The sequence below is a fragment of the Prevotella vespertina genome (assembly GCF_009728485.1).
Lineage (GTDB): Bacteria > Bacteroidota > Bacteroidia > Bacteroidales > Bacteroidaceae > Prevotella > Prevotella vespertina.
The window spans coordinates 17,335-30,726 of sequence record NZ_VVIQ01000006.1 but is presented as its reverse complement, the minus strand read 5'-3'; the positions used below and the strand labels follow the sequence as shown (position 1 = coordinate 30,726).

Sequence of the window (13,392 nt, the reverse complement as noted above, 5' to 3'; positions counted from 1 at the left end):
TATTACTTTGGAACCTTGTGTTTAGTAGTAAACTTATATTCGTATTTCAGATAACCATCCTTTAAGGTAAGGCTCGCTATATAGTCTTCGTCTTCAGTATGATCGTTATCCTTGGTCGCTCTAAACCATATCTTTTGATTATCTCGTATGATGCCCTGAATCTTCAGTGGAAGCTCAAAGGCGTGTGTCCAAAGTATAACGCCATTAGTGTTTCTCAGCTGAAGAATCGTTGGTGCATCTTCCGAGATACTAGCATTATACTCTATAAGGATATACTTCGAGTCTTGGTAATCAATCTTTGAATTGAAGCCGGTAAACCAATCTGTTATTGCGTTGTGACTAATCATTCGCTTGTCACCACGTGGAGAATCAGTCACACCATATAGGAAGTAACCAGCGTCTTGAGGGTCTCCTAAGTGATACATGAAGCGTATTCTCCATAAGCGGTTGAGGCTTTTTTGGCTAGAAGATTCGCTTGCTTCCTTACGATCTAATATATAGAATACACTATCCTTAACCTCACCATTAAGCTCAGAAGCGGGTAGTTGTTGGGCGAATTCATAGGCGTCCTTCGTATAAAGACGGTCTGTAGCTGGGAAATAATAATAGGTTTCTGCCAAATTGTTGGTGACCTTGAACCCTTCACCTACGCCCGCCGTACTTGCGTGGTCTTCGTAGGTATCAGAGATAAATTCTACTGATGAGATACCACTTGACATCGCTTTCTTCTTGGCGAAGATAGTCTTTGAGACATCCTTTAGCGTGAGTGTCTGTGGGTCTATCTCAAGTATAAACTGGCTAGGAATCGTGATATACCACTTCTTGGCTTGGTTCAGATGTTGTATCTGAAGCATGTGGAAAGCTGTCATACCAACCTTCCTTGCATCGTCATCACTGATGAAAAGTTTGTCAGCAAACACCTTCCCACTATCTGGATCGACGAATCCATAATAGTAACCTGATGGTGGTGTCTCGTCGTCAGAATACCAGTTACTGAAACTACGGTCGGTTAAATAGAAGAAACAAACACGTCCGTTATACTTTACTGGGACAATGGCTTTATATGAATCATCTACGCTGATAGAGTCTTTATAACTAGCGCTTGGCTTGGAAGAGTCTATGCTGAAGAACAATAACATGAATAGAAAGAATAAAGAACCACCGATGATAGCGAATACTTTTACCACATTGCTAGTGGAGATGTCTGCGTCTCCTTTGGTGCGTGTGAAGCCTCCATAATCAAATTGATGCTTGACATTAATGTTTATGTCGTCATCATCTAGGAAGTATTCTGTACCGCAGTTTTTACAGCGATAACGCTTTTCATCCAACTGAAGATGCTTCTCACTGCCACAATTCGGGCACTTTATGGGTCTTATCTTTGTTGACATTGTATTGCTTTATCTGTATTCGTTATATATACTTATTGCTTCCTTACGTTGTGACTAGTTGCAAACTTGTATTCGTATTTTATGTTACCTCCTTTTAACGTAAGGCTTATGATATATTCATCATCGTAGCGATCAGTGTGCTCTCTTGTAGCTCTGAACCATATCTTCTGATTGTCTCGTAGAACACCACCAATCTTTATTGGACAATCAAGAGAGCGTGTCCAAAGGATTCCTCCATTAGTGTTTCTTAGCTGAAGAATCGTTGGTGCATTCTTCGAGATATTTGCCTTATACTCAATACATAAATACTTTGGATCTTGGTAAATGAGCTCTGCATCGAATCCTGTGAACCAATCTGTTATTGGCTGATTATCGACAACTCGCATGTCAGAATATACAAAATCATATTTACCATTGCGAGAGTCATTAAGGTACTGAGGGTTTCCTAGGTAATGCGTGTATTGTACTCTATTTATTATGTTTTGACCTTTTTGATTGGATGACTCACTTGAGTTCTTACTTTCCAATTCATACATTACATCCTTACGTAGCTCTCCTTTGAGCCCAGAAGCTGGTAGTTTTTGGGCATACTTATAAGCCTCCTCCGTATAAAGATGGTCTGTTGCAGGAAAGTAATAGTAATTTTCTGCCAAATTATTAGATACTTCGAAGCCCTCACCTCCCTCTAATGAATTAGCGTGACCATCGTTTATTCTAAAGATAAAATTCACAGATGAGATCCCACTTGACATTGCTTCCTTATGAGCAAAGATAGTATTTGTGACATTACTCATCGTGAGTGTTTGTGGGTCAACTTCGTATATAAACTGTTCTGGGACTATACAGAACCACTTGTCTGCTTGCGGGAAATGCTGCAACTTAAGCTCATCAAACGAGTACATCTCAAGGCTTTTGCTCTCGTCATTACTGATGAGGAGCTTATCAGCTAACACTTGTCCAGTCTGCGCATCGACGAATCCATAATAGTGACCATCTACTAAGGTCTTATCATCGTTAAGCCCGTAATCGTACCTACGATTCGTTACGTAGAAGAAACAAATACGTCCTTTATGCTTCATAGGGTAGATGGCATCGTAGTCATCTGTCACCTCTACGGAGTCGACAGAGAATAAATCACTTACCCCCAAGAGCTTACTTACTTTGATATCTCCGCCCCAAAAGTGCTTAGCTGCATACAGAAAGAGAAAGACAATAAGTACAACCGCTAGGTTTCTTATCACATTGCTCATGGTGACGCGGGGCTCTTCTTTGGGCTGCGTGAAGTTTTCGTATTCGAAATTATGCTTGACATTAATGGTTATATCATCGTCATCCAAGAAGTATTCCGTCCCACAATTTCTACATTGATAGCGCTTTTCATCCAGTTGGACATGCTTCTCGCTACCACAGTTTGGGCACTTTATCGGTTTTATCTTTGTTGACATTGTATAACTCAATCAGTACTTTTTATTGTTTCTTATAATGTATGGTTAGATAACACAAGATAGCTTCTATGGCTGTAAAGATAGCGAAGAGGATAATCCACCAGTTGTCTTTTACGCCACTCGGTGCTATCATTCCACTAACAAACTCTATGATTCCAGCTAAGAGGAAGAGCATACCAAGGCTCAAACGATGCGAACGCTCTGCACCAAGGGCAAACAACATTACAACCAATAGAGTGTTGACTATAATGGCAACACTCGTGTAGAGCATGTTTACCAATGGATAGATTGATAGAACCAGACCTGCAATGATATTGACAAAGAGGACTGCTATGGCGGGGATTAAGACTTTATTCATAATTTAGAGAGTATTTCGTTCTTCTTTTGTTCGTATTCTTCAGCAGTGATGAGTTGTTCATCTAAGAGCTTCTTGAGCTTTCGTAGGCGTAGAGTAGGGTCACTATTAACATCACCCGACTTGAATATGTCTTGTGCTAACTGTAGTCCGGCTCCCATTTGCAAGCCTGCTCCTGCCAGTCCACCTTCGTTCTTTGCAGCATCACGTAAGGCTCCTAACTTCTGCAATCCAGTGTAATCAAGGTCTACCTCGGCTGCTGCATGCTTCTCAGTAGTCATGTTTGCAATCCTACCAATGCGTTCCATCGTTTCGTCATCGAATGTAACAGAAGTAATGCGGAAGTCAGTTAGCTCCAAACCCAATCGTGATAACTCCTCTGAAGTCTTCTCTTGTAACTCCTTAGAAAGCTCACCTATGTGGGTATCCACCTCTCGGTAAGGGTAGGCTTTGACTGCAAGAAAGGCTGTGAGTGGCGTCACAATACGTGAAGATACGAGTTCTTGCACATCCTCTGCGTAATAGTCTGCGACCGTTCCAAGCAGTGTGACGAACATTTGAGACGCATCTTGTATCTTTACAGAGAAGTTTCCACAAACCCCGAGAGCCACTGGTAATTGATAATCAGGCTCTATGTATTTCACTGGCGAAGCAGTTCCCCAAAGGATGTTCACCATCTCCGCTGTACGGAAGAAGTAGAACCTCATCTTATGGTCGCTCTCTGCTTGCTGAGAGATGTTAAGCAATGTGGTGATAAAAGGATGGTTGTCAGAATCCATCTCATACACTCCTGGTTCTGTAAGTGTGGCTCTCACCTGTCCATCATAGACGATAATGCAACCCTGACCAGGTGCAATAATGAGTTTACTAGCGTCCTTTATTTCATCAGTTGTTGTTTCCAACTGATGGAAAAGTAGCTTGCTGTCTTGCTCTTTCCACTCTATGACACTTCTTAATTGCCGTTTAAATAAGTTCTTTATACCCATAGCCTCTGTTGTTACTTGTCAGTAAAATGTATTTCAAATTATCGTATAAGACGTTGTAGTTAAACCTCTTAATACCCTGCAAATATAATGAATTGTATTGAAAACAGCAAGAGATTTCTAAAGAATGAAGGGTTTATTTGAGTTGACGGGTTGACGAGTTGACAAGTAAACAAGTTGTTTGTTGTGTGGGATATAGCCTTTCCGAACTAGCTCTCGTTAGGCGCTCCTCCCCTTTGGGGAGGCTGGGAGGGGTAGTGAGGAGGTTGTTAGGAGGCTCAAAAAAGGGGAAGAACCATCATAGTTCTTCCCCTTTTCGAGTCGGGATGACCGGATTCGAACTGGCGACCCCTACGTCCCGAACGTAGTGCGCTACCAACTGCGCTACATCCCGATAGCCTTTGCAAGCAGTTGCAAAGGTAGTTAATTTTTCGGAACTAGTGCAATGTTTTATGCTCTTTTTATGATATGTTTAGAGCAAGTTGGGCAGTTCGAAGAGCCTTATTCCATTGCTTCCTTTAATAAGGATATAATGGTCTTCTGGTCGATGAAGAGCTATTTCAGCCTTTACCTCATCAACATCCTTAAACTTACGGAAGTCTGTGTTAGTCTTTTGAAATTCCTCACCAACAAGCCAGACATTGGTTAAGCCTGCTGTTTTGAGTAGTTCAACAACCTTTTGATGTTCCTCTGCTGAAGCTGCGCCAAGCTCTCTCATGTCTCCGAGAATAGCCATCTTGTGTTCAACTTCCATAAGGTGGAAGTTCTCAATAGCAGCTGCCATGCTGGAAGGATTGGCGTTATAAGCATCCACAATGAGCTTGTTGTGAGCTGTTTCTGTGAGCTGTGAACGGTTGTTATGAGGGATATAATTCTCTAAGGCATGGTTTATCTGCTGTGGAGTTACACCAAAGTGTAGACCGATGGTGATAGCTGCTAACATGTTATCAAGGTTGTACGAACCAATGAGATGAGTCTGTACTTCATATATCGTATTGGCAGGTTGCTGCTTATTAAGGCTTGATGACTGCCATTCGAATTTGAGGAATGGAGCACAGTTGATTACTTTTCCTTGTACGTCGGCAGTATCATCTTGCCCGTAAGTGATAATGCGGTCGAATTCACGTTGTGCCGCCATTTCTGTGAGATCGGCGTTGCTTTCATTCAAGAAAAGTAAGGCGTCATGTGCTTTTAAGAAGTCGTAGAGCTCTCCCTTGGTACGTTTTACGCCCTCAAAGCTGCCGAATCCCTGTAGATGAGCACGACCAACATTTGTTATCAAACCGCAGGTTGGTTCAACATAAGTTACTAGTTTCTCAATGTCTCCAGGGTGTGATGCACCCATCTCAATGACAGCTATCTCATCATCAGGGCGTATGCCAAGTAGCGTGCGAGGCACCCCCACATCATTATTGTAGTTTGCTTCGGTGTGATGAACCTTATATTTCTCTGCCAAGACAGTAGAGATAAGCTCTTTACTGGTGGTCTTTCCGTTCGTTCCAGTAATGCCAATGACGGGGATGGAGAATTGTCTTCTGTGTTCACGTGCTAGTTCTTTGTAAGTAACGAGTGCGTCATCAACTAAAATAAAACGCTCATCAGTGGTATCAATGTATTCTTTTTCGTCAACAATAGCATAGCTGCAACCTTTGTCCAAAGCAGCTTTTGCAAACTTGTTACCATCGAATGATGCTCCTTTTAGTGCTATGAAGATACTTCCTTCAGGGCAGTTTCTGCTGTCAGTGGTCACTGTTGGGTGACTTAAATAAATCTTGTAAATCTCCTGTATATCCATGATTCCAACTTTATTCTATGGTGCAAAGATAGTCTAAAAGGCAGACAACACAAAGTAAAGAGAGGCTTTTTAACAGATGGATTATCATTGTTCTTCATCCGTGTTAAGCGTGGTCGAGGATGCAGACTATCGGTGTCCTATATATATAAGGTGTAATGGCAATGATGTAATTAATGCTTTGAAGTGTTATTATAAATTGAATATTTATGTTGTTTCGTAATGTTATTTGAGTTTAAAGTATAATTTAGTTACAAATGTTTTGGTTTGTTAAGTAATTCTTTATACCTTTGCACTTATTTAATAGGAAATAGTCATATTTTATAGATTAAGCTTATGGTTAAAAGATTATCAATGGTTTTAGCGGGTCTGTTCCTATGCTTAGGCGTAGCATTGGCACAGTCAGAGATTTCAGGAACTGTTGTGTCTTCTGAGAATGGAGAGCCTGTTGTAGGTGCATCCATACTCGTTGTTGGGACACAAATGGGTACTGTTTCCGATATTGATGGTAACTTCCATCTCTCGGTTCCAGAGGGTAAGAATCAGTTAAGAGTACAGTATGTTGGACTCAAGACAGTCGTTGTTCCTGTAAAGAATGGAATGAAGGTTGTGATGAAGCCAGACGCTGGCTCTCTCGATGAAGTTATCGTTACAGGATACGGAAACTTTAAGAAATCTAGCTTTACAGGTGCTGCGGCAAACGTAGATCCAGGTAAGTTAGCAGACGTACCAGTAGCCTCTGTGCAGGATAAACTGTCTGGTTCTGTACCTGGAGTAACGGTTACGAGTTCATCAGGTGCGCCTGGTGCTGTAAGCAATATACGTATTCGTGGTATGGGATCTATCAATGCCGGCAATGATCCATTATATGTCATTGATGGTACACCAATGGTATCTGGTGATATTAATGCATTCGGTCAGGGTCAGTTCAATGATACTGGTACGGACATTCTATCCACTTTGAATAGTAATGATATTGAGTCAATCACCGTCATCAAGGATGCTGCAGCAGCTTCTTTATATGGTTCTCGTGCAGCTAATGGTGTAGTCGTTATTACAACAAAGAGCGGTAAGAAGGGTAAGACGCATGTTGACTTCCGTAGTGACTGGGGTTTCTCTAACATGGCTATCAATTATCGTCCAATGCTGGATGGTGACGCTCGTCGTGCTGTTCTCTCACGTGGTTTGGAGAACTATGCCATATATAAAGAGGGCAAATCAAAGGCTGATGCAGCTGCATTCGTTAAGGATCAGATTGATGACTACGCTGCTAAACCAGTCGTAGGATACGATGCTAATAACAAACCAATCTATGGTTGGACGAATTGGAAGGATCTTCTCTTCAAGACGGGACACCATCAGAACTATCAAATAAGCCTTAGTGGTGGTAGTGATAACACCCAGTTCTATACTTCTTTGTCATATATGAAGCAGACAGGTATCACTGCGAACCAAGGTTTGGAGCGTTTCACAGGTAATGCCAACCTTACTCATAAGTTCGGAAGATTTACTTTGGTTTACTCTGGTTTGTTCTCTAAGATGAATCAGCAGATGGCTAATGAGGGAACTTCTTATACAAGTTCTATCGCTCATTATGCATTCTTTGATAGTCCTTCAGCCATTGCTTATCTCCCTGATGGCACATTGGCACCAGGTACTCAAACTGGTTCTTACGTACAGCTCAACCCTCTCTATGAATACAAGCATTCAAGTGATAAGAACGACGTAAGACGTGCTTTCAACTCATTGAAGCTCGATTGGAACATCTGGGATGCACTCCATTTGAGTGAGAAGTTCACTTATGATTATACTTCATCAGTAGAGAATGTACTCTGGGATCGCTTCTCTAACGATGGTGCTCCTGGTGGTACTCTACAGCGTGTAGTAAGTGGTATTACTCAATTAAATGGTCAGACGCAGCTCTCTTATGTGAAGTCTTTCGGCTTACATAACCTTGATGCACTTCTTGGATACGAGACAGAAAAGTACATCTACAAGTACAATTATCTCCAAGGAACCAATTATCCTGGTTCTCTTTATGAGTTTTCTAATGCTGGAACGACGAGTGGTTCTAGTAATGCAACAGGCTACACGATGGCAAGTTGGTTAGGTCGTTTGAACTACAACTACGATAACAGATACTATGCAGGTGTCAGTTTCCGTCGCGATGGCAGTAGTCGTTTGGCAAAAGCTAACCGCTGGGGTAACTTCTGGTCAGTATCTGGTGCATGGCGATTCGGTGCTGAGAAGTTTATGGAATCAGCTAAGAGCGTGCTAAGTGATGGTAAGTTGCGTGTCAGCTATGGTGTGAATGGAACATTGCCAACTAGTCTTTATGCTTATTTGAACCTCTATCACTTCGGTGAGTACTATAATGGTCAGTCTGGAATGGGCATAGTTGGTATTGGTAACCCTGACTTGAAGTGGGAGAAGAACCGTGCTTTCAATGTTGGTTTAGACCTTACCTTCTTTGATCGAATCTCTTTGACTTTCGATTATTACACACGTACAACATCAGATCTTATCTATGATCTCCCTGTATCAGCTGTACCTGGTTATTATGACGGAGAGACTTATAAGACCACAACACCAATGAATATTGGTTCTTTACGCAATACAGGTTACGAGTTTACGCTACAAAGTAATAACGTTAACACAAAGGACTTCACATGGACAACCATGTTGAACTTCGGTCATAACCACAATAAGATTACTAAGCTCAATGGTAGTCAGGATGAGGTAATCAGTGGTAGATTGATTCACAAGGTAGGTCACACTTATTACAGCTATTACGCTCTTGAGTATGCTGGTGTAGACCCTGCTACTGGTAAGGAAGCTTATTATCTCAATGATGGTACAGCTAATGCGCGCAAGACAACAACTGATCCTGCAGCTGCAAAGAAGGTTATCGTAGGTGACCACGAGGCTACTATAGAAGGTGGTTTGACGAATAATATCAAATGGAAGTTTATCGACTTTGGTTTGAACTTCACCTTCTCTTTCGGTGGAAAGGCTTACGATGCAGCTAGATGGCAGCATAGTAATGGTGGTAACTTCCTCTATGGTGGTGCTGTCCCAGCCTATTATGACATTGACAAGATGTGGACAGGTCCTGGCGACACAAAGGCTAGTCTCCCTGCTTTCCAATTCGGAAACAACCCAACGATTGAGTCATCTCGTTGGTTAATGCCTACTGATTACTTGCGTTTGAAGAGCTTAACACTTGGTCTTACAGCACCTAATAACTGGGTATCTAGACTTGGTTTGAATAAGGCAAGAGTCTATTTTGCAGCATCAAATCTCTTCACATTGAAGTCAAAGAACCTCTATGTTGATCCAGAGATGCCAGTAGATGGTCTATGTGTATTCCAGACTCCAGCCTTAAGAACATTCACTTTCGGTATTGAGTTAGGCTTCTAAATTATTAATTGAAGAATTTTTGTTTATGAGAAAATACAATAAAAACATATACGGCTTAATGCTCGCAGGTGCAGTCCTGATGGGTATGTCATCATGTGGTGACGATTTCTTTGAGCAGAAACCAGCCGATTCTGTCCCTGCGGAGACAGCCATCCAGAGTAGTAGTGACCTTGCTTCGGCTCGTGCGGGTATGTATGCTGTCTTTAAAGGAAATAGTAATATGGTCGATTACTATGGTCAGCAAATGTTCCTATATGGCGAGTTGCATGGTGAAGACTTAGTGTATAATTCAACTTACGGAAGTAACCGTGCGAGCTTCTATTATCAGATGTCTTACACCACAGCATCCGACTTTGATCGTTCGAACGCAATCTGGCAATCTCCTTATGCAGTGATAGGTCGTGCTTGCCGAATCATTGAGGCAGCCGATGGTGGTAAGTTGTCTGATAAAACTGAGGCGGCTGATGAGATAGCACAATATCGTGCAGAAGCATTGGTTCTACGTGCTATGGCGACTTTCGATTTGACACGTGTTTATGGTAAGACCTATACAGAGGACAATGGTGCCTCGCTAGGAGTTCCACTGGTAACAAGTTCTTTACAATCAAATGTTAAGCCTGCTCGTAGTACTGTTGCGGAGTGTTATGCTCAAGTTATAAAGGACTTGACCGAAGCAATTAGCTCTGGTAAGCTCCCATCAGAGACTACTTCTGGTTATGTTAGTCTCTATGCAGCAAAGGCTCTCTTGGCACGTGTTTACTTGACAAAGGGCGATTGGGCAAATGCTCTCAGTACTGCTGAAGATGTTATCAACAACTCTGGTAAGAGTCTATGGACAATCTCTGAGTATGTGAATGCATGGAAGAAAGACGATGCAGCACACGCCAAAGAGATGCTTTTCGAGATACCTGTTACCAACACAAATGATTGGAATGACCGTGAGGGTATAGCCTATCTATATGCAGAGAATCGTCCTGATGTTCCTGGTTATGGTGAGGCTGTTGCCAACAAGAACTTCCTTGCTCTTCTGGCTCAAGACCCTAACGACGTGCGCGCAGATGTGTTCCTTGCACCTAGCAATGACACTAAAAACATATTCCATGGCGCAAAGGTTTATCTAAACAAGATGCCTGCTTACAATGGTGATCCTCGTTATGCTAGCGTGCCAATATTACGTCTTTCAGAGGTTTATCTGATAGCATCTGAAGCTGCATTTAAGGATGGTAACACTGCAAAAGCAGTCCAGTATTTGAATGATCTATTGAAGAATAGAACGTCTGATGCGTCTCGTTTGGTAACAGCGTCAACTATTACAGCCGCTCGTATATCACTCGAACGCCGTAAGGAACTCGTTGGTGAGGGTCAACGTTTCTTTGATGCAATACGCAACAATGAGACTATCACACGTTATACTAACGAATCCGACCGTGGTTGGAGCGCTGTTCTCCCAGCAGATGTGCGTAGTTACAACCGCGATTACTTCAAAGCTCTTGCAGCTATACCAAGCTATGAGATAGATGCAAACAAGAATATTAAGCAGAACGATGGTTATGGTCAATAACCCGTTCAGAGTCGCTTAACAAACTAATATAAATGCGAGGGATGTGCCTAGATGGGCACATCCTTTTTTCTTGTCTATTATATCTATCGTTTGGAATGAATATCTTTTACAAACGGAATTATCAATATAGAGCCAAATAGGAAGCGATATTCTTCAAAATAAAAACGTATATACCTTTTTTATGAAAACGTACCTCCGTTTTTGGTGAAACGTATATCCGTTTTTGGTGAAATGTATATCCGTTTTTAGTGAAACGTATATCCGTTTTGGGTGAAAAGTACGTACTTTTTAGGTAAAAATAGGCTATTTTTTCCATTGATGGTCGGTTACTTTCGATTGAAAAGAATGTAAGATTTACGTAAAACGTTGGTTATTAATGAGTTATAAGATTGTTCGCAAACTTCTTCAAAACGCGCGTATTTGACCCAAAGAGGGTGCTCTTCGATAAAAACGCAGTTATAAGTATAGATTTTAGCAGTATTTCTTTACAAATATAGTAGGTCATTTCCGCTGGTTTCGTCCTATCTATACCATTGGATCGAATGCTCTTTTCGTCCTTTCTGAACGTTCGATTGAAGTCTAATCGTTAGTGAAAAGCATTGGAACTATCGCCTGTTTGCCTACTGAAACTTATGCTTTTCGCTAAAAAGGTTGGGCTTTTCTGATATAAATGTGCAATAATTACATTACCTTTGTGCCTATGGAGAAGATGAAAACATTGGGTGATGGAACGCCCATAAGCTATACTATCAACGTTCGTGGGCGTCTCATCGACTTGGGCGAACCGCTGGTGATGGGAATCATGAACGTTACGCCCGACTCATTCTATGCTAATAGTCGAGTGCAAACGGCTGAAGCTATCCGCCAGCGAGCCCATCAGATTGTTGCTGAAGGGGCTAAAATTATTGATATTGGAGCCTGTTCTACACGTCCCGGAGGCGTTGTTGTCAGTGCAGAAGAGGAGATGCAGCGATTAGCTTTCGCTCTCCCGATTGTCAAAGAAGCCGAGCCTGATGCCATACTGTCCATTGATACTTTCCATGCTGACATTGCTCGAAGGATGATTGAGGAGTTCGGTGCAGATATAATCAACGATGTTGAGGAAGGTAAAGACCCTGAAATGTTCCGTACCGTAGCCGAACTTGGGGCACCTTATATCCTTATGTCTACCGCAGCTAACCTTCATGACATGCTTATCGACTTCTCTCGTGAGGTGCAAGAATTGCGCGATTTGGGGCAAAAAGACATCATTCTTGACCCCGGTTTCGGCTTTGGTAAGGATCCTGTAGCGGGCAATTACGAGTTATTAAGCGTCATGGAACGGTTGCAAGTAATGGAACTTCCTATACTTGTAGGCATTAGCAGGAAGCGAATGATCCATCAACTTCTGGGTATTACGGCGGCTGAAAGTCTGAACGGAACAACTATTTTGAACACAATCGCCCTACTGAAAGGGGCAAACATACTGCGAGTGCACGATGTTCGTGAGGCGGTTGAGGCTGTTAAAATAGTTGGTGCAATGCGACAAAATACTGTAAAGTGAAATAATAAAGCTCTTCTTTTATGTTTTTCCCATTTGGTATAAAGGATGTAATCGACATCGTGCTTGTGGCATTGATGCTCTATTATATTTATCGTGTGATGAAGGAGTCACGCTCACTGAACATCTTCATCGGAATCATGTTGTTTGTTATCCTATGGCTCATCGTTAGTCAGGTGCTAGAGATGCGACTTTTAGGTGGTATCCTTGATAAGCTGGTTTCGGTGGGAGTCATTGGTCTTATCGTTCTGTTCCAAGAAGACATACGCCACTTCCTGTATAGTCTTGGCGCACATCGGAAGGTAAAAAACATTATTAAACTATTTACGAGAACAAGTAAGGAGGAGGTTGATAAGGAAACAATTATGCCTATCGTCATGGCTTGCATGAGTATGAGTCGTGGTAAGGTGGGTGCTTTGATTGTTATAGAACGGGGTGTGATGTTGGAAGACATCGTTGAGACTGGCGACTTGATAGACGCCCGCATTAATCAACGACTGATTGAAAACATCTTCTTTAAGAACTCGCCTCTGCATGACGGAGCGATGGTTATCTCCAAACAACGCATTAAGGCGGCAGGATGCATATTGCCAGTAAGCCACAAGCAAGATATTCCTAAGGAGTTAGGTCTGCGTCATCGTGCAGCCATGGGAATCTCACAAGATTCGGACGCATTGGCTATCATCGTTTCAGAAGAGACTGGTCGCATTAGTGTTGCCATGCATGGTGAGTTCCAACTGCGCCTTTCTGCCGAACAACTGGAGAGTATCTTGACAAAGGAGATGGTGCTGTCTTAAATTCAGAGTAAGCCCCACCTAACCTCCCCGAATAGGGAGGAACAACTTACGGGACACACGTCTGTCTGAAAGTAGAGGATGGGTCAGTGTGCACCGAGGTATAGCCTC

Annotated in this window: 9 protein-coding genes and 1 tRNA gene; 4 read left to right on the top strand and 6 right to left on the bottom strand. The window is 42.2% G+C overall.

Annotated features, from left to right (window positions below; translation table 11 throughout):
- Positions 1–2 precede the first annotated feature (2 nt).
- From F0475_RS06700 to F0475_RS06675, 6 genes are all read right to left on the bottom strand, one after another.
- Positions 3–1,391, bottom strand: coding sequence for a TFIIB-type zinc ribbon-containing protein (locus F0475_RS06700; RefSeq protein ID WP_155716013.1), 1,389 nt, complete (start codon positions 1,389–1,391; stop codon positions 3–5).
- A gap of 32 nt (positions 1,392–1,423) precedes the next feature.
- Entirely contained in the window at positions 1,424–2,836 is a 1,413-nt protein-coding gene (locus F0475_RS06695; protein WP_155716012.1) for a TFIIB-type zinc ribbon-containing protein, read from the bottom strand.
- A 22-nt stretch (positions 2,837–2,858) separates the two neighbouring features.
- A complete protein-coding gene (locus F0475_RS06690) occupies positions 2,859–3,194 on the bottom strand; it encodes a hypothetical protein (protein WP_009433917.1) in 336 nt (111 codons plus the stop codon).
- Positions 3,191–4,177, bottom strand: coding sequence for an SPFH domain-containing protein (locus tag F0475_RS06685; RefSeq protein ID WP_155716011.1), 987 nt, complete (start codon positions 4,175–4,177; stop codon positions 3,191–3,193). The genes F0475_RS06690 and F0475_RS06685 overlap by 4 nt, the downstream gene beginning before the upstream one ends.
- 318 nt (positions 4,178–4,495) lie before the next feature.
- Positions 4,496–4,568, bottom strand: a tRNA-Pro gene (locus tag F0475_RS06680).
- A 78-nt stretch (positions 4,569–4,646) separates the two neighbouring features.
- Positions 4,647–5,969 carry a UDP-N-acetylmuramoyl-tripeptide--D-alanyl-D-alanine ligase gene (locus tag F0475_RS06675; protein WP_155716010.1) on the bottom strand — a complete coding sequence of 441 codons (1,323 nt, stop codon included), beginning with the start codon at positions 5,967–5,969 and terminating at the stop codon, positions 4,647–4,649.
- A gap of 333 nt (positions 5,970–6,302) precedes the next feature.
- Between F0475_RS06675 and F0475_RS06670 the strand changes: the two genes are divergently transcribed.
- From F0475_RS06670 to cdaA, 4 genes are all read left to right on the top strand, one after another.
- On the top strand, positions 6,303–9,386 hold the full coding sequence (locus F0475_RS06670) for a SusC/RagA family TonB-linked outer membrane protein (protein ID WP_155716009.1): 3,084 nt from the start codon (positions 6,303–6,305) through the stop codon (positions 9,384–9,386).
- 25 nt (positions 9,387–9,411) lie between these two features.
- Complete coding sequence (locus tag F0475_RS06665) at positions 9,412–10,947, top strand: RagB/SusD family nutrient uptake outer membrane protein (RefSeq protein ID WP_155716008.1); 1,536 nt, start codon at positions 9,412–9,414, stop codon at positions 10,945–10,947.
- A 700-nt stretch (positions 10,948–11,647) separates the two neighbouring features.
- Positions 11,648–12,490 carry a dihydropteroate synthase gene (folP, locus tag F0475_RS06660; protein WP_199879794.1) on the top strand — a complete coding sequence of 281 codons (843 nt, stop codon included), beginning with the start codon at positions 11,648–11,650 and terminating at the stop codon, positions 12,488–12,490.
- Positions 12,491–12,510: 20 nt separating this feature from the next.
- Positions 12,511–13,284: a diadenylate cyclase CdaA gene (gene cdaA, locus F0475_RS06655; RefSeq protein WP_155716006.1), complete on the top strand. Its 774-nt coding sequence runs from the start codon at positions 12,511–12,513 to the stop codon at positions 13,282–13,284.
- The last annotated feature ends 108 nt before the right edge of the window (positions 13,285–13,392 follow it).

Bases quoted from the DNA above. Each gene is read 5' to 3' on its own strand.
- F0475_RS06665 (WP_155716008.1), top strand. From the start codon at position 9,412: ATGAGAAAATACAATAAAAACATATACGGCTTAATGCTCGCAGGTGCA.
- F0475_RS06675 (WP_155716010.1), bottom strand. From the start codon at position 5,969: ATGGATATACAGGAGATTTACAAGATTTATTTAAGTCACCCAACAGTG.
- cdaA (WP_155716006.1), top strand. From the start codon at position 12,511: ATGTTTTTCCCATTTGGTATAAAGGATGTAATCGACATCGTGCTTGTG.
- F0475_RS06670 (WP_155716009.1), top strand. From the start codon at position 6,303: ATGGTTAAAAGATTATCAATGGTTTTAGCGGGTCTGTTCCTATGCTTA.
- F0475_RS06695 (WP_155716012.1), bottom strand. From the start codon at position 2,836: ATGTCAACAAAGATAAAACCGATAAAGTGCCCAAACTGTGGTAGCGAG.
- F0475_RS06685 (WP_155716011.1), bottom strand. From the start codon at position 4,177: ATGGGTATAAAGAACTTATTTAAACGGCAATTAAGAAGTGTCATAGAG.
- F0475_RS06690 (WP_009433917.1), bottom strand. From the start codon at position 3,194: ATGAATAAAGTCTTAATCCCCGCCATAGCAGTCCTCTTTGTCAATATC.
- F0475_RS06700 (WP_155716013.1), bottom strand. From the start codon at position 1,391: ATGTCAACAAAGATAAGACCCATAAAGTGCCCGAATTGTGGCAGTGAG.
- folP (WP_199879794.1), top strand. From the start codon at position 11,648: ATGGAGAAGATGAAAACATTGGGTGATGGAACGCCCATAAGCTATACT.